The 20,235-nt window shown below is 45.3% G+C and carries 21 protein-coding genes; 18 read left to right on the top strand and 3 right to left on the bottom strand.

Annotated elements, in window-relative coordinates; genetic code table 11:
• Positions 1-8: 8 nt before the first annotated feature.
• Positions 9-317 (top strand): DUF1294 domain-containing protein, encoded by a 309-nt coding sequence (locus ABIN22_RS13780; RefSeq protein ID WP_118620074.1) that lies wholly within the window; start codon positions 9-11, stop codon positions 315-317.
• Positions 318-405: 88 nt separating this feature from the next.
• Here the strand turns inward: ABIN22_RS13780 and ABIN22_RS13775 are convergent, their stop codons facing one another.
• Entirely contained in the window at positions 406-624 is a 219-nt protein-coding gene (locus ABIN22_RS13775) for a type II toxin-antitoxin system HicA family toxin (RefSeq protein WP_118620075.1), read from the bottom strand.
• Positions 603-1,028 (bottom strand): RelB antitoxin-like protein, encoded by a 426-nt coding sequence (locus ABIN22_RS13770; RefSeq protein WP_182440660.1) that lies wholly within the window; start codon positions 1,026-1,028, stop codon positions 603-605. Before ABIN22_RS13770 ends, ABIN22_RS13775 begins: the two co-directional genes overlap by 22 nt.
• 279 nt (positions 1,029-1,307) lie before the next feature.
• On the opposite strand from ABIN22_RS13770, the gene ABIN22_RS13765 reads away from it, so the two are divergent.
• From ABIN22_RS13765 to gatB, 16 genes are all read left to right on the top strand, one after another.
• Positions 1,308-1,631: a PadR family transcriptional regulator gene (locus ABIN22_RS13765; RefSeq protein WP_109730985.1), complete on the top strand. Its 324-nt coding sequence runs from the start codon at positions 1,308-1,310 to the stop codon at positions 1,629-1,631.
• Positions 1,628-2,407 (top strand): DUF1700 domain-containing protein, encoded by a 780-nt coding sequence (locus tag ABIN22_RS13760; protein WP_118620077.1) that lies wholly within the window; start codon positions 1,628-1,630, stop codon positions 2,405-2,407. Before ABIN22_RS13765 ends, ABIN22_RS13760 begins: the two co-directional genes overlap by 4 nt.
• Before the next feature lie 3 nt (positions 2,408-2,410).
• Complete coding sequence (locus tag ABIN22_RS13755; protein WP_118620078.1) at positions 2,411-3,364, top strand: DUF4097 family beta strand repeat-containing protein; 954 nt, start codon at positions 2,411-2,413, stop codon at positions 3,362-3,364.
• A gap of 69 nt (positions 3,365-3,433) precedes the next feature.
• Positions 3,434-3,622 (top strand): PspC domain-containing protein, encoded by a 189-nt coding sequence (locus ABIN22_RS13750; RefSeq protein ID WP_109730988.1) that lies wholly within the window; start codon positions 3,434-3,436, stop codon positions 3,620-3,622.
• Positions 3,623-3,834: 212 nt separating this feature from the next.
• Positions 3,835-4,020 (top strand): alpha/beta-type small acid-soluble spore protein, encoded by a 186-nt coding sequence (locus ABIN22_RS13745; protein ID WP_109730989.1) that lies wholly within the window; start codon positions 3,835-3,837, stop codon positions 4,018-4,020.
• A gap of 60 nt (positions 4,021-4,080) precedes the next feature.
• Positions 4,081-4,752 (top strand): WecB/TagA/CpsF family glycosyltransferase, encoded by a 672-nt coding sequence (locus ABIN22_RS13740; protein WP_109730990.1) that lies wholly within the window; start codon positions 4,081-4,083, stop codon positions 4,750-4,752.
• 272 nt (positions 4,753-5,024) lie between these two features.
• Complete coding sequence (locus ABIN22_RS13735) at positions 5,025-6,116, top strand: PucR family transcriptional regulator (protein ID WP_109730991.1); 1,092 nt, start codon at positions 5,025-5,027, stop codon at positions 6,114-6,116.
• An 81-nt stretch (positions 6,117-6,197) separates the two neighbouring features.
• Complete coding sequence (gene ftsE, locus ABIN22_RS13730) at positions 6,198-6,884, top strand: cell division ATP-binding protein FtsE (protein WP_109730992.1); 687 nt, start codon at positions 6,198-6,200, stop codon at positions 6,882-6,884.
• On the top strand, positions 6,874-7,827 hold the full coding sequence (gene ftsX / locus ABIN22_RS13725; protein WP_118620079.1) for a permease-like cell division protein FtsX: 954 nt from the start codon (positions 6,874-6,876) through the stop codon (positions 7,825-7,827). Before ftsE ends, ftsX begins: the two co-directional genes overlap by 11 nt.
• A gap of 9 nt (positions 7,828-7,836) precedes the next feature.
• A complete protein-coding gene (locus ABIN22_RS13720; protein ID WP_118620080.1) occupies positions 7,837-8,973 on the top strand; it encodes a murein hydrolase activator EnvC family protein in 1,137 nt (378 codons plus the stop codon).
• A 77-nt stretch (positions 8,974-9,050) separates the two neighbouring features.
• Entirely contained in the window at positions 9,051-10,259 is a 1,209-nt protein-coding gene (locus ABIN22_RS13715; RefSeq protein ID WP_109730995.1) for a S41 family peptidase, read from the top strand.
• A gap of 399 nt (positions 10,260-10,658) precedes the next feature.
• Positions 10,659-11,990 carry an aspartate--tRNA(Asn) ligase gene (gene aspS, locus ABIN22_RS13710; protein ID WP_346909351.1) on the top strand — a complete coding sequence of 444 codons (1,332 nt, stop codon included), beginning with the start codon at positions 10,659-10,661 and terminating at the stop codon, positions 11,988-11,990.
• A gap of 79 nt (positions 11,991-12,069) precedes the next feature.
• Complete coding sequence (locus tag ABIN22_RS13705) at positions 12,070-13,167, top strand: hypothetical protein (RefSeq protein ID WP_346909349.1); 1,098 nt, start codon at positions 12,070-12,072, stop codon at positions 13,165-13,167.
• Between the two features lie 51 nt (positions 13,168-13,218).
• On the top strand, positions 13,219-13,512 hold the full coding sequence (gene gatC, locus ABIN22_RS13700; RefSeq protein ID WP_346909347.1) for an Asp-tRNA(Asn)/Glu-tRNA(Gln) amidotransferase subunit GatC: 294 nt from the start codon (positions 13,219-13,221) through the stop codon (positions 13,510-13,512).
• Between the two features lie 15 nt (positions 13,513-13,527).
• Positions 13,528-15,003, top strand: coding sequence for an Asp-tRNA(Asn)/Glu-tRNA(Gln) amidotransferase subunit GatA (gatA, locus tag ABIN22_RS13695; RefSeq protein WP_346909345.1), 1,476 nt, complete (start codon positions 13,528-13,530; stop codon positions 15,001-15,003).
• Between the two features lies 1 nt (position 15,004).
• On the top strand, positions 15,005-16,450 hold the full coding sequence (gene gatB / locus ABIN22_RS13690) for an Asp-tRNA(Asn)/Glu-tRNA(Gln) amidotransferase subunit GatB (protein WP_346909343.1): 1,446 nt from the start codon (positions 15,005-15,007) through the stop codon (positions 16,448-16,450).
• A gap of 25 nt (positions 16,451-16,475) precedes the next feature.
• Here the strand turns inward: gatB and ABIN22_RS13685 are convergent, their stop codons facing one another.
• Positions 16,476-17,669, bottom strand: coding sequence for a helix-turn-helix domain-containing protein (locus tag ABIN22_RS13685; protein ID WP_346909341.1), 1,194 nt, complete (start codon positions 17,667-17,669; stop codon positions 16,476-16,478).
• A 200-nt stretch (positions 17,670-17,869) separates the two neighbouring features.
• On the opposite strand from ABIN22_RS13685, the gene ABIN22_RS13680 reads away from it, so the two are divergent.
• Positions 17,870-20,158 carry a glycoside hydrolase family 3 C-terminal domain-containing protein gene (locus ABIN22_RS13680; protein WP_346909339.1) on the top strand — a complete coding sequence of 763 codons (2,289 nt, stop codon included), beginning with the start codon at positions 17,870-17,872 and terminating at the stop codon, positions 20,156-20,158.
• Positions 20,159-20,235 lie beyond the last annotated feature (77 nt).

Here is a 20,235-nt window from a genome sequence, read left to right as displayed (position 1 = left end):
GCACAGCAATGATTCAGCCGCCAAAAAAACTACAAGAGAGGAGAACGATAGTGCAGCATAAATACATCATCATATACCTGATACTAATAAACCTCATTACCTTTTTCACCTACGGTGCCGACAAACAAAAAGCCAGAAAAAACAAATGGCGCATTCCTGAAAATACCCTCATCCTACTTGCCCTCTCCGGCGGCTCCATAGGGGCATACCTCGCAATGCAGACCTTCCGTCACAAAACCCAAAAACCTAAATTCAAGATAGGAATTCCCATAATCATACTGCTTCATGCAGCCCTTCTGGTGCGATTAATCTGGTAAAGCAATACATAGGATTAAAAACAGGGGTAGTCAATATGGCTGCTCCTATTATTCTTGAAATATTAAAAAGTCGTAGTTACTTCTGATTCTAAATTTTACTATTAAAATATTCCTGAGTCACTTTTAACTGTTTCTTCATAATTTCTTTCCACATATGTGAGTGTATTTCTCCTGAACCCTTAGACACTTTTGTCATGCGTATATTTCCATCTTCATCAATTTTTCTGTAGAAGTAATGGTCAGTATCTTTATATAATTCCCACCCATCCCTATCACAGAATCTCTTTAGTTCTTTCCATCTTGGCACTGTATTATATCTCCTATCTTTTTAGGATCATCCATAATTAATGCTTTAAATATATACGGAATATGCTTTTCCCTATTCGGGGTATGAGAATATAACTGATAATTACTATAATACTCCAATGAATATTCTATTATTGCATTTCCGAGGTTAACTCTCGCTTCTGATTCATCCTTTCCATTTTCAATCAAATCGATTTCATTTAGGGATAATGTAATAGAGCCATCATTTTCTATAAATTTTTCCGCTGTAAAAGAATAAATATCTAAGATTACAGACATTGTATTCAAATCAGAAAACCACATTTTGTCGCGAGTACGTTTTATAAATTTAGGTTTCTCCCTAATAACACTGTCACAAACCGCACTCCATTCTTTTCTAACTGTTGATGCTTGTGTCATTAACATATCGATCATCTCCTTTACTATCTCCATTATATCATAATTGTACACTTTGTCAATAATGTACAAAACGTACACTTATATAATCGTATTGATTTTCATACTGTTTTATTCATAAAAATCTTCCAAAGATTCCTAAAGATATTCTAAAGGTTTATAATAATGATTGACAGATGATATTATACATAATATAATATAGAAAAATAAATAATATTAATGAGTTCGTAATATTAAGCACATGATAATATTAAAAGATTCATAATACTATGATAAGGGAGTGATTATATGGTATTTAACACCGGTGCAGCACTGTTGGATGCAATTGTCCTTGCGGTTGTCTCCAGAGAAAGTGAAGGTACTTACGGTTATAAAATTACCCAGGACGTACGCAGGGCGATTGATGTATCGGAATCAACGCTGTATCCCGTACTGAGGCGTCTTCAGAAGGACGAATGCCTGGAAGTTTATGACAGACAGTTTGACGGCCGCAACAGGAGATACTATAAAGTAACAGAAAAGGGAATGGCACAGCTGAATTTGTACAGAGTTGAATGGAAGACTTATTCGAACAAGATTAACGAGATATTTGAGGGAGGTGTAACGGCATGAGTCGAAAAGAATTTATGGATAGGCTTGAGGCATTGCTGGCAGTAATTCCGGCGGAGGAGAGAAGTGAGGCTCTTCAGTTTTATACAGATTACTTTGAAGATGCCGGGGAAGAGAATGAGGCACAGGTGATAAAAGAACTGGGAAGCCCGGAGCAGGTAGCTGCGATGATCAAAGCTGATTTAAAGGGTGATAACAGTGACAGCGGTGAATTTACGGAACATGGATACTCAGATTCCAGATTTGACCAGAAAAACAACCCGGTACCGAGGCCGAACCGTTATAAGAGGGCAGAGGGCGGCTATACCTACCACAGTACAGACGGCGGCCAGTCATATGGAAAGCAGGGTTACGGCAGTGATTCATATAAGAACGGGGAAGAATACAAAGAAGGGCCCAGAACAAGCAAGACGTTAAAAATTGTCCTGATTATCCTGATCGCTCTGGCGGTTATCCCTGTAGGATGGCCGATCCTGCTCGGTATCGTGGGAATCTGCATCGGACTTGTATGTGCCTCGTTTGGACTGTTCGCCGGATTAGTTATAGGTGCCCTGGTATTGATGGGAGCGGGACTTTTCATCTTTATTCTGGGCCTGACCAAGATAATTGCGGCACTTCCGGTTGCACTTTTGACAAGCGGATCAGGATTAATCATCTTTATTCTGGGCCTGATTGCCGTTGTAGCGTCGGTCAGACTCTGCATTATAGTATACCCGGCGATTTTCAGATGCATTGTGAATATCTGCAGATGGCCGTTCCACAGAAAGGCGGTGTCATAACCAATGAAAAAAGGATGGAAGATTTTCTGGATTGTATGTATATCTGTTTTAGGCGCAGGCATCGTATTATGTATTGCAGGCACTATTATGGGGGCTACGCTGTCGGAAGTCCGCAGTGCCTACGGAACAGAGGAATACTACAGACATGGGGTTTTATGGTACCATAATAATTGGGGCGATCGGGAAGATTACGACGATTATGAGGATGATTATGACGATTACGACTATTATGACCATTATGATCAGGAAGAACATGAGGACCATTACGATGGAGAAACGCATGTGTCAGCGTCTGGACAGGATGTGCATAACTTTCAGGGAATCAGAGAAATTGATCTGGAGCTCAGTTACATGCAGGTAGTTGTCAAGGAAGGCAGTGGTGATTCAGTCATAGTAGACACAAGTGATGTAAATGAAAAGCTGAAAGACCGCCTGATTCTGGAACAGGAAGACGGTGAATTGAAAATAGAAGATCAAACAACTCATAACCTATGGAAAAAAATCAGCATAAAAGATGCAGGGACAATGGTCATTCAGGTTCCGAAGGACAGGGCCCTGGAAGATGTATCGCTGGAAGTAGGCGCGGGCCAGCTTTCAATAGAAAGTATAAATGCCGGGTGCCTGGATCTCAATGTGTCGGCAGGCAGGGCAGTTGTGAAGCAGTTTGAAGTAAAGGATCTCAATGTTGACTGTGGTGCCGGTGAGGCAAAATTATCTGGGACCGTAACACGCAATTCAGAAATTGAGTGCGGGGTAGGCCGTATAGAACTCGCCCTGACAGACGGTCAAAACGATTATGATTATGAATTAGACTGTGGTATAGGCCAGTTGAAAGTGGGAAATGACAGCTACACCGGTCTGAGCAATAAGCGCCATATAGACAATGGCACCGGCAAAAAAATGGAGATAGACTGCGGTATAGGAGAAATAGAAGTATCCTTCGGAGCATCATTATAAAGTCCCCTGTCCTTTGCAGTTACGGGAGAACCAATCACATTTAGTATCAATAATAGAGGAGGAATCATTATGTCACAGAAAAAATTATACCGTTCAAGAAGCAACCGCATGATTTGTGGAGTATGTGGAGGAGTAGGGGAGTACTTTAATATTGACGCAACTCTGGTACGTCTGTTGTTAGTCCTGCTGGGCTGTACAGGGTCAGGGATTGTGGCGTATTTTATAGCCGCTATCATCATTCCGGATGAGCCGGTTTAATACAAAGCATCTTGAAAACAGGCGCTGTGTCAGATGGACTACGGTAAACGGCACAGTATAATATCAGGATATGAAACATAAAAATCCGCCGCGGGAAGCAAACGGTTCCGCGGCGGATTTTATGCATTCTATCATTTTTTCTGCCCCTTCTTTGAATGTCTTCCGGCATACAGGCAATACTCCTACCAAACAAGAAAGGTAGGTAAAAAAATATGTCAGCAAAAAAAGAAAAACCAATAGACTTGAAAAATCTGGAACCGGATGAAAAAGTAAAGTACGAAATAGCCGAAGAATTAGGGCTTCTTGATAAAGTGATGGCGGAAGGATGGCGTTCATTATCCTCAAAAGAAACAGGCAGGATCGGAGGCCTCATTACGAAAAGAAAACGAAAGAGTTGAAAAAACTATGATTTTTTGATACAATTGTACGACTGGGGAGAAGAAGCATAGGTGATGTGAATGGAAAAGAGGATTAATATCTTTGATGTGGAGATTGACGGCTTCACAGCAAAGGCTGCCATGAAGGCGGCCGTTGAGTACATGCAGAGTGAGTCCATCAATACGATAGAAATTGTTACATTGGATATGCTCATGCAGGGACAGGACAGCCCTGAATGGAAAGAAGAGACGAAAGAGATAGACCTCGTGCTCCCGGGTGAAAAAGAAATCCTGGAAGCCGCTGAGATACTGGATAAAAGTTTATTGAAAGATGTTACAAATAAAATGTTTTTAAAGATGTTCCTCCGTTATCTCCAGAGGAACAGGAAGCGGATATTTCTGGTTGCAGGTTCAGAACAGGAGCTTGAGAAACTCAGAGAGGCCCTTGAGAAGTATAATAAAGGAATCATAGTCGTTGGAACCGGCATCCTGGATGCTGAAGGAAAATCAAAGGAAGAAGTGATCAATGAAGTGAACGGCGCGGAGACGGACTGTATATTTTCCGTGCTGCCGTCACCGCTTCAGGAAGAGTTCATTGTAAATAACAGTGCTTTGCTCAATGCCAGAGTGTGGCTGGGGTGTGGTCAGACACTTGTCCGCAATTACGGCGAGAGACAGACGGGCAGGGTACGCCGGTTTTTTATCAAAAAGATATTCCGCTACAGGGTGGAAAAAGAAAAGAAAGAGAATTAAAAGTTACTGTTAAAAAGCAGCCCGGACTCTCCGGCGGCCCCGGAAAATTATGGAAGCATTTTTGAACGAAGAATAATTTTGTGAACTATGTATAGTTTCGAAAATATGAATTTTTTGTAAAATATATGAGGAAATGCATAAAAAAGGTGGATTTCCTCTTTATTTTTTTGACGTTATGCATTAATATATAATTTATATATGTGCGTTCTCAATCTTACGGGAACTAAAACTTTGTGAAAAATGCACATGAGAATGAGCGGAGGAGATAAAGTATGATTTCAAATCAAATACTTCAAAACACGATTGAAGGCCTTAAAGGGATTTCCAGAATTGATTTCTGTGTTCTGGATACGGAAGGGAAGGCGCTTGCCACTACATTTGATGATTCGAAGGAATATGAGAGTGCTGTCTTATCTTTTGTAGAATCTCCTGCTGACAGCCAGGTGATTCAGGGATGCCAGTTTTTTAAGATTTTTGACGAGCAGCAGTTAGAGTATGTACTGCTTGCCGGCGGTGAGAGCGAAGAAGTATACATGGTCGGCAAGATTGCAGCATTTCAGGTTCAGAGCCTGTTAGTTGCTTATAAGGAGAGGTTTGACAAAGATAACTTTATTAAAAATCTTCTTCTGGATAACCTTCTGTTGGTGGACATTTATAACAGGGCCAAAAAATTACATATTGACACAGAAGTAAAACGTGTTATCTTTATTATTGAGACATCTCATGAAAAAGACAGCGTGGCACTCGACAATGTAAGGAACCTTCTCGGAGGAAAGTCCAAGGACTTTATTACAGCTGTTGACGAGAAGAATATTATTGTCGTAAAGGAACTTTCTGACAAAGACGGCGGCAGGGAACTTGAGAAGATGGCAAAAGATATGCTTGATACACTGAGGGATGAGAGTGATGAAGAACATATCCATATTGCATATGGAACCATCGTCAGCGATATCAAGGAAGTTTCCAAGTCTTACAAAGAGGCAAAGCTTGCACTGGATGTAGGCAAGATCTTCTTCGATGAGAAAGACATAGTGGCATACAGCACGCTCGGTATCGGCAGACTGATCTACCAGCTTCCGATTCCGCTTTGCAAGATGTTTATCAAGGAGATATTCGAGGGGAAATCTCCGGACGATTTTGATGAGGAGACATTGACGACTATCAATAAGTTCTTTGAGAATAGCCTGAATGTATCAGAAACGTCAAGACAGCTGTATATTCACAGAAATACTCTGGTATACCGGCTTGATAAGCTGCAGAAGAGCACAGGCCTTGACCTTCGTGTCTTTGAGGATGCGATCACGTTCAAGATTGCCCTTATGGTAGTGAAGTACATGAAGTATATGGAATCATTGGAATACTAGAATCTATCAGATAAGAGGGGCGGGACGCATGGGGACTGCTTGGGATGATATACACGGAGTATGAATAATTAGGAGGAACATATGATTGAATTAAGAAATGTAACGAAGGAGTACTCTAAAGGCAATGCTGCGCTAAACGGCGTGTCTGTAAAAATTGAGCGTGGCGAATTCGTTTTCATTGTGGGAGACAGCGGTTCAGGTAAATCAACTCTGATTCGCCTGATCATGAAAGAACTGGATCCGACGGAAGGGACGATTATCGTTAACGGGCAGAACCTGAACCGGATGAGACATCGTCACATTGCAAAGTACAGAAGGGGGCTGGGAGTCGTTTTCCAGGACTTCCGTCTGTTGAAAGACCGTAATATTTATGAGAACATTGCATTTGCACTGCGTGTTACAGAGACACCTACGCGTGTGATCAAAAGGAAGGTGCCGGCGGCACTTTCACTTGTGGGACTGGCACAGAAGTATAAGTCATTCCCGAAGGAGCTGTCAGGGGGAGAGCAGCAGCGTGTAGCAATTGCAAGGGCAATTGTAAATGAACCTGCTATTTTGTTGGCCGACGAGCCGACTGGTAACCTGGATCCAACAAATTCATGGGAGATCATGAGTCTGTTGAAAGAGGCGAATGAGAGAGGGACAACTGTTTTGGTTGTTACTCACAACCAGGAAATCGTAAACGAGATGAACGAGCGCGTCATAACGATGAAACAGGGCGTTATCGTCAGTGATGAACAAAAAGGTGGGTATTTCGATGAGGATTAGTACTTTAGGATACGTAGGAAAACAAGGTGTTAAGAATATCGGCAGGAATAAGATGTTCTCGCTTGCATCTGTCGCAACGATGTCAGCCTGTATCTTCCTGTTTGGTCTGTTCTTCTCCATCCTGCTGAACTTCCAGCATATTATTAAGTCAGCAGAGGAAGGGGTGGCCATCACCGTATTTTTTGATGATGAGGCAACACAGGACCAGATCGACAACATCGGGGAGCAGTTAAGGAGCAGAGACGATGTTGCAGATGTGAAGTTTGTTTCAGCAGATGATGCATGGGACAAATTTAAGAATGATTATTTTGGTGATAATGCAGAACTGGCGGACGGTTTTAAGAATGATAACCCGCTGGCCGGATCTGATAACTATGAAGTATATATGAAGACAGGTGATAATGATGAAGAGAGCCTTTCGGTCAGGAGCAAGTCTCTTGCGGCGACACAGCAGGATCTTGTGAAGTTTGCAAAGAGTCTCGACGGGGTCAGAAAGGTCAACAAGTCTGATGTTGTGGCAAATACATTGTCCAGCGTGAATGTGCTCGTCGGCTATGTTTCCATTGCAATTATCATCATCCTGTTTGGTGTTTCCATCTTCCTGATCAGTAATACGGTTACGATGGGTATTACGGTCCGCAAGGAAGAGATTGCAATTATGAAATATATTGGTGCGAAGGACTTTGTTGTCCGCTCACCGTTCGTAATTGAAGGTCTGATCATGGGTCTGATTGGTGCGATTATACCGCTGGCATTACTGTACGGATTGTATGGCAAGGCGGTAGAGTATGTACTGACGAAGTTCCAGATACTGAATAACATTATCAATTTCCTGCCGGTAACGTATGTATATCGTTTCCTGCTTCCAATTGGTTTGTTATTAGGTGTTGGTATTGGTTTTATCGGAAGTTATTTCACAGTACGCAAGCACTTAAAAGTATAGGGGGAGCCTATGAACAGACGAAAGAGGAGTATAATAAGCGCGGTACTGGTGATTGTCCTTTGTTTTGGCATGGCTTTGAATGTGAATGCCGAGACAGTCGATGAGGCAAAGAAGAAGGCACAGGAACTGGAAGACAAGAAGAATGCGGCGGAAAAAGAAAAAGAAGCACTTGCCGCACAGCTGAATGCAGTCATCAGTGACATGGATAAGATGAGGGAAAAACTGGAAAAGAAGCAGGCTGAGATCGAGCAGGCAGAAGAAGAGCTTGTGCAGGCTAAGGTTGATGAGAACAACCAATATGAAAGCATGAAGAAGCGTATCAAGTTTATGTATGAGAACGGTAATTCCCAGTTGATTGAAATCTTGATAGAAAGTGATAATATTGGTGATTTTTTAAATAAGGCGGAGTATGTTTCTCAGATATCTGCATATGATAGAGAGATGCTCGTTGAGTTCCAGGATGTTGTAAAAGATGTAGAGGCTAAAGAAGAATCACTTCAGAGTGAATATACAGAGCTGAAGGGACTGCAGGATGACCTGATCGCGAAGCAGAATGAAGTTCAGACACTTTTGGAGGATAAGAAGGTTCAGATCTCCAGTCTGGATAAGCAGATCGGGGAGAACGCGGCGAAGCTTGATGAATTGATCAAGCAGGCCGAGGAGGAGCGCCAGAAGCAGATTCAGCAGCAGGAGGCGGCAAGGGCCGCGGCGAATAACAGCGGCGGGGGCGGAAGCTACGCACCACCTAGCAGTACGCCGGTAATCAGCGGAAGCGGACAGTTTACGAATCCCTGCCCCGGCTCATCGATATCCAGTACATTTGGATACAGAGATTTTGACGGAGCTTTCCATAAGGGGCTGGATTTGGCAGCCGGAGAAGGAACCCCTACATATGCAGCGGCGGACGGCTATGTTGTCATTGCAGGCTGGAGCGACAGCGCCGGGAACTGGGTTGTTATCAATCATGGAAACGGACTGGTAACAAAGTATATGCACCACTCAGCTCTTGCTGTTTCAGCAGGACAGACAGTATCCAAAGGACAGCAGATCGGATACGTAGGAAATACTGGAAATTCATTCGGGGCACATCTGCATTTTCAGGTGGAACTGAATGATGTGGCAGTTGATCCGCAGGGGTATCTGTAAGAGATTACGGGTATCCGCAGAGGAAGGAAAGCCAATGGGCTTTCGTATATGAAAATCTCGAAGATTGGACATAGAATATGGAGAATCGTAATAAAAGTTTTATAAAGGGGGCGCTGTATGGCGCCCTCATTATGCTATTAATCGTTACAATGGGCGGCTGTGCATGGAGGTTTGTGAGTGACAGGACCCAGTCCCCGGGTTCGGCAGCCGTAAAAGCGGAGTCAGACAGTGCAACAGATGAGAAATTAAAACAGCTGGGAGAGCTGATTGATAAAAACTATCTGTATTCCGATGATATTGATACAAAGGCTCTTCAGGACGGCATTTACAGCGGTTATGTAAGCGGCCTTGGCGACCCCTATACCGTGTATTACAACGAGGAACAGACAAAAGACCTGATGGAATCGACAACGGGTGAGTATTCAGGAGTGGGAGCCGTCCTGACAAAGGATCTTACTACTGGTCTGGTCACAATTGTAAATGTATACAAAGATTCGCCGGCGGAGAAGGCCGGACTGGAAGACGGTGACATTCTGTATCAGGTAGATGACCACGAGATTGCGGATGAGGACCTGACAGAAATTGTGTCGTGGATCAAGGGGGACGAAGGAACCGGTGTGACACTGCACGTTTACCGCGGGGATAAGCTGGAAAAGGTAGAATGCAAAGCGATACGCGGCGTAGTGGAGGCGCAGACTGTAGAGTATGAAATGAAGGACGGCGGTACCGGATATATCCGTGTGACCGAGTTTGATACGGTTACTTACGAGCAGTTTAAGAATGCTCTGGCTGATCTGGAGAATCAGGGCATGACCGGACTTGTGATTGACCTTCGTTCTAATCCCGGAGGGAATCTGGATACTGCCGTGGATATGTTGAAACTGATACTGCCAAAGGGAATGATTGTATCCACGAAAGATAAGTACGGTAATACAACCGAGTATTCAAACGAAGAAGACCACGAATTTAAGAAACCGCTTGCTGTTCTGGTAAACCAGTATAGTGCGAGTGCAGCCGAAATATTCGCCGGAGCCGTGCAGGATTACGGAACAGGGCAGATAGTAGGCGTCACCACTTATGGAAAAGGAATTGTGCAGCAGCTCTTTGACCTCGGGGACGGAACCTGCCTGAAGGTAACGATTTCAGAATACTTCACACCAAACGGCAGAAACATTCATAAAAAAGGGATTACACCCGATGTAGAAGTAAAATTTACGGCCGATGAAAACAATAAAGAAGCAGATAACCAGCTTGATAAGGCTCTGGAAGTTATTAAGGGGGAATAAATTTCCTCTTGCAATTTGGAAAGTTGTGTGCTATTATTGGTAAAAGTTTTAACAGATTAAAGTGTTAAACGAAAAAGGCTGTGAACAAGACTCTGATTTTCAGAAGCTGACAGGAAGCAGGCGTCACCGACTGAGAGCGCCGGACAGTGGAGAAGATTAAGGGAACACTTGGGAGCTGACCCGCTGAATGATTCAAAGTAGGCCGGTACGTTTTGCATACGTTACATGCACAAAAGTGGGATAGGTGTTATTTATTGCCTGTTCAATGCGGGTGGTACCGCGGATTATATGATAAGAATCCGTCCCGGGATGCAGATGCATCCCGGGACTTTTTGTGTTTACAGAAATACCATTTCAATCCGGGATGTATCAAAATATGAGACAGAAAGGAGAAAGAAAATGGAAATTGTAACTGGAAGAATGAAAAAAGACACACTGGAACTTCATGAACTGCTTAGAGAGGGAATTACTGGCAATCGTGTCAAAGTAAACGGTACAGTCCATACAATCCGGGACATGAAAACGGTAGCATTCATCATTTTGAGAAAACGTGAGGGACTGGTACAATGCATTTTTGAGGAGGGATTTTCAAAATTTGACTTGAAGGATCTGCGGGAAGCTGATACAGTCGAAGTAACAGGAATACCTGCACAGTCAGAAAAGGCTCCCGGGGGCATTGAGATCAGGATTGAAGATATAAGAGTATTGAGCAGTCCGGCAGAGACGATGCTGCTGCCAATCGCAAAATGGAAGATGAAGACTTCCCTTGAGGCAAAGCTGAATTACCGGCCGATTGCACTTCGCAATGTCAGGGAGCGGGCGAAGTTTAAGATACAGGAGGGCATTGTCAGGGGATTTCGGGACTTTTTGTATGAGGAAGGATTTACAGAGATCCACACACCGAAGATCGGGGCAAAGAGCGCAGAAGGAGGGGCGAACCTGTTTAAGCTCGATTACTTCCACAGACCGGCGATCCTCCAGCAGAGTCCGCAGTTCTATAAGCAGATGATGGTGGGCGTGTTTGACAGAGTGTTTGAGACGGCACCGGTATTCCGGGCCGAGAAGCATAACACGAAACGGCATCTGAACGAGTACACGAGCCTGGATTTCGAGATGGGATTTATCGATGGTTTTGAAGATATCATGGCGATGGAGACTGGATTTCTTCAATACACGATGAAGCTTCTCGAGAAGGACTATGCGGCAGAGCTTGCGCTTCTGGATGTCGAACTCCCGAAAGTGGATGAGATCCCGGCAGTCAGATTTGATGAGATTAAGAAGAAGGCAGCGGAAAAATACGGCCGGAAGATCAGGACTCCATACGATCTTGAGCCGGAGGAAGAACAATTAATAAGCCGATATGCAAAAGAGGAATGGGATGCAGATTTCGTATTTGTGACTCACTATCCATCCAGAAAACGTCCGTTCTACGCAATGGATGACCCGGAAGATGAGACCTGTACTTTAAGCTTTGATCTTTTATTCAGGGGAATGGAGATTACAACAGGCGGACAGCGTATCCATGATTACAAATCCCTAATGGCTAAGATGGAAGCCAGGGGGATGGAAGATGAAGGGATGGAGCAGTACCTGAGTGCATTCAAACATGGCATGCCGCCGCACGGAGGCCTTGGTATAGGGCTGGAGCGGCTGACCATGAAACTGGTTGGAGAAGAGAACGTACGAGAGGCAACATTGTTCCCAAGAGACTTAGGCAGGCTGGAACCATAAACAGTTTTCAGATACCGGGCTGAACGGCAGGGGGCAGACACCTTTGCAAAAGAGGCCGGATACGGAATGAGAGGGGCCTATGTTTGAAAAGAGATGTTATTTATGCGGAGGGAAACTTGCAGATGGAAAATGTATAGACTGCGGACTCGATAATACAAGAAATGAGAAGATGACATACCGCCTGAACCAGAGCAGCAGCTCAAGGATGGCGAAGGAGCGTTCCCACATTGAATCTACATGGGGGAAGCATGACAGGAGCGGGGAGGGCCAGAAAAGTGCAGACAATACAAATGCCCCGCGTGCTGCAAAGCATAAGAGCAGTACGGACAGAATCAATCCTCCTGTAAGTCTGGGGAAAAAGGCAGGGACGCAGCAGAATGGAAATGTGCTAAAAGCGGCTGGCATGATTCTTGTATTAGTAGTCATGGTATCAGGAATTGTTTTCAATATGAAAAAGCAATATGATGAGAGCCTTCCTGCTGATTATGGGAATGTAACTTTAGTAGAGGATGAAGATCCGTATCAGTTTGCCGAAAGGGAGTTGTTAGCTGAGGGAGAAGACTATCGTGTTACGCTGGATCCCGGGGAATACCGGGTCGGTGTACATCTCCCGGAAGGGAATTACCAGGTAATTCTGGATGATGGGAGCGGGACAGTATCTGTAGACGATTATGAGAATTCTATCTACCTGTGGCAGGGGATCGGACCGGACGAGGAATACGATGAGCTTAAGGAATGGATTGATGTGAGGCTGTATCAGGGCGCGATGGTGGAAATAAGTGGTAACCTGCGTGTAGAATTTATGACAGAAAATGGCCGGACCGACTGCATGGAAGAGCAGACAAAGAATCCGCTGACAGAACAGGTAGTACTGAAAAAGGGCACAGAGTTAACGGCAGGGAAAGACTTCCCGGCCGGAGTTTATGACATAGGGTCCGGCGGCGAGTGGACCAACATCAGGTACGAGGTTCCTTTATATACAGATTATGAGGATGAGGAGATGAATTTCTTAAGCCGCAGCAGATTTGTATCGGCCGACGAGATTGATTCCGTATACCGCAACACCGTTCTCCCCGGGGGGACGAAGATATGCTCATTGGATGCAGATGCACGCCTTATACCGAGTGAAGTGATAGAGACAGAAGATTATGATGCTTACTATGATGAGTACAGATAGTCAGAACATGTAAAGGGGTATGACCCTTAGAGTAAATGAAAGGTGGTTTTTATGTCCAACAAGATTTCAGACGAGACAATAGAATATGTGGGTATCCTCTCCAAGCTGGAGCTGTCCGGTGAGGAAAAGGCGGACGCAAAGGCAGACATGGAGAAGATGCTGGATTATATCGATATATTAAACGAACTGGACACGGACGGGATCGAACCGATGTCCCACGTATTCCCTGTAAATAATGTTTTCCGTGAGGATGTTGTTACCAATGGTGACAACAGGGAGAAAATATTGGAAAACGCACCTCTTAGAAAGGATGACAGCTTTGAAGTACCGAAAACGATTGGTTAGGAGGAGACAGGAAAGATGGGGATATTAAGTCTTACAGCTTTAGAACTTGCAAAAAAGATTCAGGATAGGGAGATTTCAGCAGTAGAGGCGGCAAAAGCCGCCATTGCACAGGCAAAGGCCGTGGAGCCGAAGATTCACAGCTATGTGACACTGGATGAGGATGGCGCCGTACAACGTGCAGAAGAGATTCAGAAGAAGATAGAAGAGGGTGTATTAACAGGACCGCTGGCAGGTGTGCCGGCAGCGGTAAAGGATAATCTGTGCATCGAGGGACAGCTTACCACGTGCAGTTCCAGAATCTTATCCAACTTCAGGCCTGTATTTACGGCACAGGCAGTCGTAAATATTCAGAAGTCAGGGGCGGTCATTTTAGGAAAGACAAATATGGATGAGTTCGCTATGGGCAGTACGACAGAAACGTCTTACTTTGGCCCTACAAGAAATCCACACAATCCAGAACATGTTCCGGGCGGTTCTTCCGGCGGCTCCTGTGCGGCCGTGGCAGCCCAGGAGTGCTGGTACGCGCTTGGTTCCGATACAGGCGGTTCCATACGCCAGCCGAGTGCTTTCTGCGGGGTGGTGGGCCTGAAACCGACATACGGGACGGTTTCCCGTTATGGGCTGATCGCTTATGGCTCTTCTCTGGACCAGGTCGGACCGGTTGCGAAAGATGTTGCAGACTGTGCGGCCATACTGGAGACGCTTGCTTCCCATGACGAGAAGGACAGTACTTCAGTGAAACGTGAGGACATACGTTTTACCGATGCCTTAAAGGCAGATGTAAAGGGGCTCCGTATCGGAATCCCGAAAGATTATATCGGGGAAGGGCTGGATCAGGAAGTCAGGCAGGCGCTTCTGGATGCGGCAAAACTTCTCGGGAAAAAAGGGGCGGTTGTCGAGGAGTTTGATTTAAGCCTTGTGAAATATGCGATCCCGGCTTACTATGTGATCGCATCTGCGGAGGCAAGCTCCAACCTTGAACGGTTTGACGGTGTGAAATATGGATATCGGGCGGGGGACTATGAAGGGCTCCATAATATGTACAAGAAGACCCGTTCAGAAGGCTTCGGACCGGAAGTGAAGCGGCGGATTATGCTGGGGTCTTATGTATTAAGCTCCGGTTACTATGATGCCTACTATCTGAAGGCGCTGCGGACAAAGGCGCTGATCAGGCAGGCTTTTGACCGGGCATTTGAAAAATACGATGTGATCCTTGGCCCGGCGGCTCCTTCTACGGCGCCAAAGCTCGGTGAATCACTGAAAGATCCTTTGAAAATGTATCTGGGGGATATCTATACGGTAGCGGTCAATCTGGCCGGACTTCCCGCGATGTCCGTTCCGGCCGGAAAAGACAGCAGGGGGCTTCCCATCGGGATGCAGCTAATAGGAAACAGTTTTCAGGAAAAAACGCTGATTCGCGCAGCCTACACTTTTGAATGTGAGACAGAGAAACAGTTTGTTACTCCGGCAGCAGGAAAGGGGCGTGAATAATATGGGAAAACAGTATGAGACCGTCATCGGATTAGAGGTCCATGTGGAACTGGCGGCAAAGACAAAAATATTCTGCGGGTGCAGCACTGCGTTCGGGGGCGCGCCCAATACCCATACATGCCCAGTGTGTACTGGACAGCCGGGGTCGCTTCCGGTTTTGAATAAACAGGTAGTAGAATACGCGATGGCAATTGGCCTGGCGACAAACTGTGAGATCACCAGGGTAAGCAAATTTGACAGGAAGAATTATTTCTATCCTGATAATCCGCAGAACTACCAGATTTCACAGCTTTATCTGCCGATTGCCAGAAACGGATATGTGGAAATAGAGAGCGGTGGTGTCACCAAAAAAGTGAGAATCCATGAGATGCACATGGAAGAGGATGCCGGAAAATTAATTCATGATGAGTGGGATGATACAACACTGGTGGACTATAACCGGAGCGGCATCCCTTTGGTGGAAATCGTCTCAGAACCGGATATGCGTTCGGCAGACGAGGTGATCAGCTATTTAGAGAAGCTGCGCACGATCATCCAGTATCTGGGGGCATCTGACTGTAAGCTTCAGGAAGGCTCTATGCGGGCGGATGTCAATCTTTCCGTGCGGGAGGCAGGAAGCACGCTGTTTGGTACAAGAACCGAGATGAAGAACCTGAACTCTTTCAAAGCGATTGCCAGAGCCATTGACGGTGAGCGCAAGCGGCAGATCGAACTGCTGGAGGCAGGAAAACCGGTAATTCAGGAGACAAGGCGCTGGGATGATAATAAAGAGCATTCTTATGCGATGCGTTCGAAAGAAGATGCACAGGATTACCGCTATTTTCCGGAGCCGGACCTTGTCCCGATTGTGATCAGCGAGGAATGGATCAAAGAAATAAAAGCGAAGCAGCCGGAACTGCGCTCTGAAAAATTGGAGCGGTATAAAAGAGAATACGATATCCCCCAATATGATGCGGAAATCATCACAGATTCCAGAATCATTGCGGATATCTTTGAATCGGCGGCAGCTTTATGTGGAAAACCGAAAAAAGTCTCCAACTGGCTGATGGTGGAAACACTGCGTCTCTTGAAGGAACATAATATGGAGCCGGAGGACATCCGTTTTTCACCGGATAATCTGGCAAAGCTTGTAGATCTTACAGAGGCGGGCACGATCAACAGCTCTGTGGCGAAGGAAGTATTTGAAAAAATATTCGCTGACAATACAGACCCGGAGCGGTATGTGGAAGAAAATGGCCTGAAAACGGTAAACGATGAGGGGGCCCTGAAATCAGTCATAGAAAAAATCATCGCAGATAACCCACAATCCGTGGCCGATTACAAGGGTGGAAAAGAGAAAGCAATCGGCTTCCTTGTAGGTCAGGCGATGAAGGCAATGAAAGGGAAGGTAAATCCCCAGATGGTCAGCCAGATGCTCAAACAGGCAGTCACAGAAAGTGATTCATAATTTGCAATCATTTCAAACAGAGACACTATATGGTCTGATTCCGATACTGCTTCGGTGTCAGGCCATATGTTTTCTTAAACACATTCTGGAAGTAGGCCTGACTGGAGAAACAGAGGTAATTACTGATTTCGCTCAGAGTCTTGTCGGAGTAGGAGAGTAAACTTTTCGCTTCCTCCAGTTTACAGCGCATAATGAAGCTGCTGATATCGAAGCCGAGTTCTTTCTTGAATTTCTGTGTGATGTAGGACCTGCTTTTTCCGGAAAATGCCGCAACATCATCGACTCGTATCAGTTCATTTGTATGCTGCGAGATGAATTGTACACAGTCAAAAATATCCCTCGACAGGCCCTGGGGAATCTTACTTTGGGCAACTCTCTCCGTAAAATCATAAATGACTGTGCGCTGGAGCCCAAGTACGGCCTCCACAGTCTGCATCTTTTCCCCCTCCTGGATATATATGTCACTGAGCTGGTAAGCCTGTTCGATATCCATGCCTCCTGCAATTGCTGCCCTGGTGGTAAGGGTTGTGCATGCAATCAGCAGATTTTTGGCATTTCTTAACGGGGTATCACCAATCAGGCCGGTAACCAGATTGTGCTTTGCCTCTTCTGTCATCTTCATTAAACGCCAGGTCTCACCCTCACGGACGCATTCCAGATACTGCTGTTCAAAGGAATATGTATTATGGTAGATATGCCCCTCTTTCGCCTCATACACATTAGCCGAATGCATGGCTGAGATATCCTTTGATGAAGGTATATCTGTCAGCCGGAAATGCTGTTCCGGGTCTGTTACCCGGTTGTTCAGGCAAAAGTCAAGATATGCCAGTATCTGCATAAACTGGTTGAAAGAAATCAGAGGAGTATTCGTCAGGAAGTTTGTGATAAAATCTTTGTACTGCATGGAAATTGTACACTCTTTCATAAACATCCGAACCGTGCTTTCAGTGACGGGCACACTGAAGACAGGGCCGATCACGATGAATTCGTCATGGCTTTCACGGGCCACATATCCAAAATAACTGAAGGACTGCATAATCACGTAGTCCGGGTTCTTTTCAAAATGAAGGAGTGACGGAAGCGATGAGTGCGTATCGCGCAGGCCCTCGAAAACTGTGGGATAAGAATAGAGTACATTTCCAGGGGCCCTGCACACACTAACAGGTATAAAAGTAGACGCATAAAACAGGCGGCAAAACTCTTTTAGATTCTCAATCATTTATGGATAAACTCCTTTCGGCATCTGATTAGCGTATGAATGCTGTGATGGCGATATTTTCCCTGATGAGATGATTTTATAATAAAATGATTATAATTACAATACTTCCGGGCGGCTATATGTTATTTTATATAAAGCAGCATTAGTTATGATGATAATTTTATAATCAGAAGATCATGTAAAAGAAGGGAGTCAGCAATATGGAACAACAGAAATTAAAAGAATTGATTGCACAGATGACGTTAGAGGAAAAGGCTGGGTTATGCTCCGGTGCGGATTTCTGGCATACGAAAGGAGTAGAACGCCTTGGTATTCCGTCAGCAATGGTAAGCGACGGACCTCACGGCTTGAGAAAACAGGATGATAAAGCGGACCATCTGGGAGTCAATGATAGTATTAAGGCGGTATGTTTCCCGGCAGGCTGTGCCACGGCATCCAGTTTCAACAGGGAATTGGTGGAGCAGATGGGAGAGACTCTTGGAGAAGAGTGCCAGGCAGAGGGAGTCAGTACATTACTCGGGCCGGCAATGAATATCAAGCGTTCTCCACTGTGCGGACGTAATTTTGAGTATTATTCAGAAGATCCGTTTTTATCCTCCGAGATAGCGGGGGCGTTTGTACATGGCGTGCAGAGTAAAAATGTAGGTACGAGCCCCAAGCATTTTATGGCAAATAACCAGGAGTACCACAGAATGACCAGTTCTTCCGAGATGGATGAGCGGACGATGAGAGAGATTTATCTGGCATCCTTCGAGGGGATGGTCCGCAAAGAAAAACCGTGGACCATCATGAATTCCTATAATCGTCTGAACGGGACCTACCTCTGTGAAAATAAAGAAATGCTTACAGACATTCTGAGGGAAGAGTGGGGATTTGACGGATACGTCATGACAGACTGGGGTGCTATGAATGACCGCGTAACCGCGTTAAAGGCAGGCTGTGACCTTGAGATGCCTGCTTCACACGGAATCACGGACGCACAGATCGTAGCGGCGGTACAGGACGGGACACTAGAAGGGGAAGTACTGGACCGGGCCTGTGAGAGAATCCTGAACATTGTATACAGATTTGAAGACAACAGGGATAAGGAAGCTGTTTTCCATCTGGAAGAGGACCATGAGAAAGCACGTACAGTTGAAGAAGAGTGCATCGTGCTTCTAAAGAATGAGGATTCGATCCTGCCTCTGAGTGGCAATATGAAAGCTGCATTTATCGGGAAGTATGCTGAGACACCGAGATATCAGGGCGGCGGAAGTTCCCATATTAACAGCTTTAAAGTAGAATCAGCTCTCGAGGCTGCCCGCGGACTGGAAGAGTCTGCCGGTATAGAAGTTTCCTATGCAAAGGGATTTGACGATATCAAGGATGAGACAGATGAGGCACTTTTAAAAGAAGCCGTGGAAAACGCGAAGAATGCAGATGCTGCCGTAATCTTTGCAGGACTTCCGGATAACTTTGAGTCCGAAGGATATGACAGAAAGCATATGAGGATGCCGGACTGCCAGAATCGTCTGATTGAAGCAGTTACAGAAGTTCAGCCTAATGTCATTGTTGTTCTGCACAATGGCACCCCTGTGGAAATGCCGTGGCTCAGTAAAGTGAAAGCGGTTGTAGAAGCTTATCTGGGCGGACAGGCAGTCGGAGGCGCGGTTGTCAACATCCTGTACGGCAGGACAAATCCGAGCGGCAGGCTGGCAGAGACCTTCCCGGTACGCCTGAATGATACACCGTGCTATCTGACATATGGCGGAGAGCATGATAAGTCTGCATATACGGAAGGTGTCTTTGTTGGATACCGTTATTATACATCAAAGGATATGCCGGTATTATTTCCATTCGGTTATGGGCTTTCCTATACAACATTTGAGTACAGCAATCTGGTACTTGACAAGAAAGAAATTAAGGAAAGTGAAAAGCTCTGTGTCTCTGTCGATGTGACCAATACCGGCAAGTGCGCCGGAAAAGAAGTGGTCCAGCTCTATGTATCGGCAAAAGACAGCAAGGTGATCCGCCCTGTAAGAGAACTGCGTGCATTTGATAAGATTGCACTTAACCCGGGAGAGACGAAGACAGTCCGTTTCGAACTTGATGCACGTGCTTACACATACTGGAATATGGATATCCATAACTGGCATGTGGAAAGCGGAAATTATGAAATACAGATTGGAAAGTCAGCCAGTGAGATCGTCCTGAAAGAGAATGTGAAGGTGGAATCCGGGACTGTGATACCAAAGGCGTATAACATGAACTCCACAATGGGTGAGATCCTTGCAGACCCGAAAGGTAAAGCAATTCTGGAACAGGCAATGGGGGCTTTGTCCGGCGGAATGGTGCCGGATACAATGGCTGAAGATGACGGCGGCGGAGCCATCGGCAAAGAAATGATGGAAGCCATGATGGACGGCATGCCGCTCAGACAGCTCTTGAGCTTTGTGCCGGGGATTCAGAAAGAAACATTGGAGCAGCTCATTGTGGCGCTGAATAGTTAGTTTACATATAGCCAGAACCAGCAAATTAACGGTTCTGGCTATTTATATTTTGTTAGAATTAGCACTCAGGGGTTGAC

Origin of the sequence: Faecalicatena orotica (assembly GCF_905197545.1) — a bacterium.
GTDB lineage: Bacteria > Bacillota > Clostridia > Lachnospirales > Lachnospiraceae > Faecalicatena_A > Faecalicatena_A orotica.
This window is presented reverse-complemented; position numbering and strand designations above follow the sequence as displayed.

Bases quoted from the DNA above. Each gene is read 5' to 3' on its own strand.
- gatA (WP_346909345.1), top strand. From the start codon at position 13,528: ATGGGGATATTAAGTCTTACAGCTTTAGAACTTGCAAAAAAGATTCAG.
- aspS (WP_346909351.1), top strand. From the start codon at position 10,659: ATGGAAATTGTAACTGGAAGAATGAAAAAAGACACACTGGAACTTCAT.
- ABIN22_RS13715 (WP_109730995.1), top strand. From the start codon at position 9,051: ATGGAGAATCGTAATAAAAGTTTTATAAAGGGGGCGCTGTATGGCGCC.
- gatC (WP_346909347.1), top strand. From the start codon at position 13,219: ATGTCCAACAAGATTTCAGACGAGACAATAGAATATGTGGGTATCCTC.
- ftsX (WP_118620079.1), top strand. From the start codon at position 6,874: ATGAGGATTAGTACTTTAGGATACGTAGGAAAACAAGGTGTTAAGAAT.
- ABIN22_RS13765 (WP_109730985.1), top strand. From the start codon at position 1,308: ATGGTATTTAACACCGGTGCAGCACTGTTGGATGCAATTGTCCTTGCG.
- ABIN22_RS13680 (WP_346909339.1), top strand. From the start codon at position 17,870: ATGGAACAACAGAAATTAAAAGAATTGATTGCACAGATGACGTTAGAG.
- ABIN22_RS13685 (WP_346909341.1), bottom strand. From the start codon at position 17,669: ATGATTGAGAATCTAAAAGAGTTTTGCCGCCTGTTTTATGCGTCTACT.
- ABIN22_RS13780 (WP_118620074.1), top strand. From the start codon at position 9: ATGATTCAGCCGCCAAAAAAACTACAAGAGAGGAGAACGATAGTGCAG.
- ftsE (WP_109730992.1), top strand. From the start codon at position 6,198: ATGATTGAATTAAGAAATGTAACGAAGGAGTACTCTAAAGGCAATGCT.
- ABIN22_RS13745 (WP_109730989.1), top strand. From the start codon at position 3,835: ATGTCAGCAAAAAAAGAAAAACCAATAGACTTGAAAAATCTGGAACCG.
- ABIN22_RS13755 (WP_118620078.1), top strand. From the start codon at position 2,411: ATGAAAAAAGGATGGAAGATTTTCTGGATTGTATGTATATCTGTTTTA.
- ABIN22_RS13760 (WP_118620077.1), top strand. From the start codon at position 1,628: ATGAGTCGAAAAGAATTTATGGATAGGCTTGAGGCATTGCTGGCAGTA.
- ABIN22_RS13750 (WP_109730988.1), top strand. From the start codon at position 3,434: ATGTCACAGAAAAAATTATACCGTTCAAGAAGCAACCGCATGATTTGT.
- ABIN22_RS13705 (WP_346909349.1), top strand. From the start codon at position 12,070: ATGTTTGAAAAGAGATGTTATTTATGCGGAGGGAAACTTGCAGATGGA.
- ABIN22_RS13735 (WP_109730991.1), top strand. From the start codon at position 5,025: ATGATTTCAAATCAAATACTTCAAAACACGATTGAAGGCCTTAAAGGG.
- ABIN22_RS13740 (WP_109730990.1), top strand. From the start codon at position 4,081: ATGGAAAAGAGGATTAATATCTTTGATGTGGAGATTGACGGCTTCACA.
- ABIN22_RS13770 (WP_182440660.1), bottom strand. From the start codon at position 1,028: ATGTTAATGACACAAGCATCAACAGTTAGAAAAGAATGGAGTGCGGTT.
- gatB (WP_346909343.1), top strand. From the start codon at position 15,005: ATGGGAAAACAGTATGAGACCGTCATCGGATTAGAGGTCCATGTGGAA.
- ABIN22_RS13720 (WP_118620080.1), top strand. From the start codon at position 7,837: ATGAACAGACGAAAGAGGAGTATAATAAGCGCGGTACTGGTGATTGTC.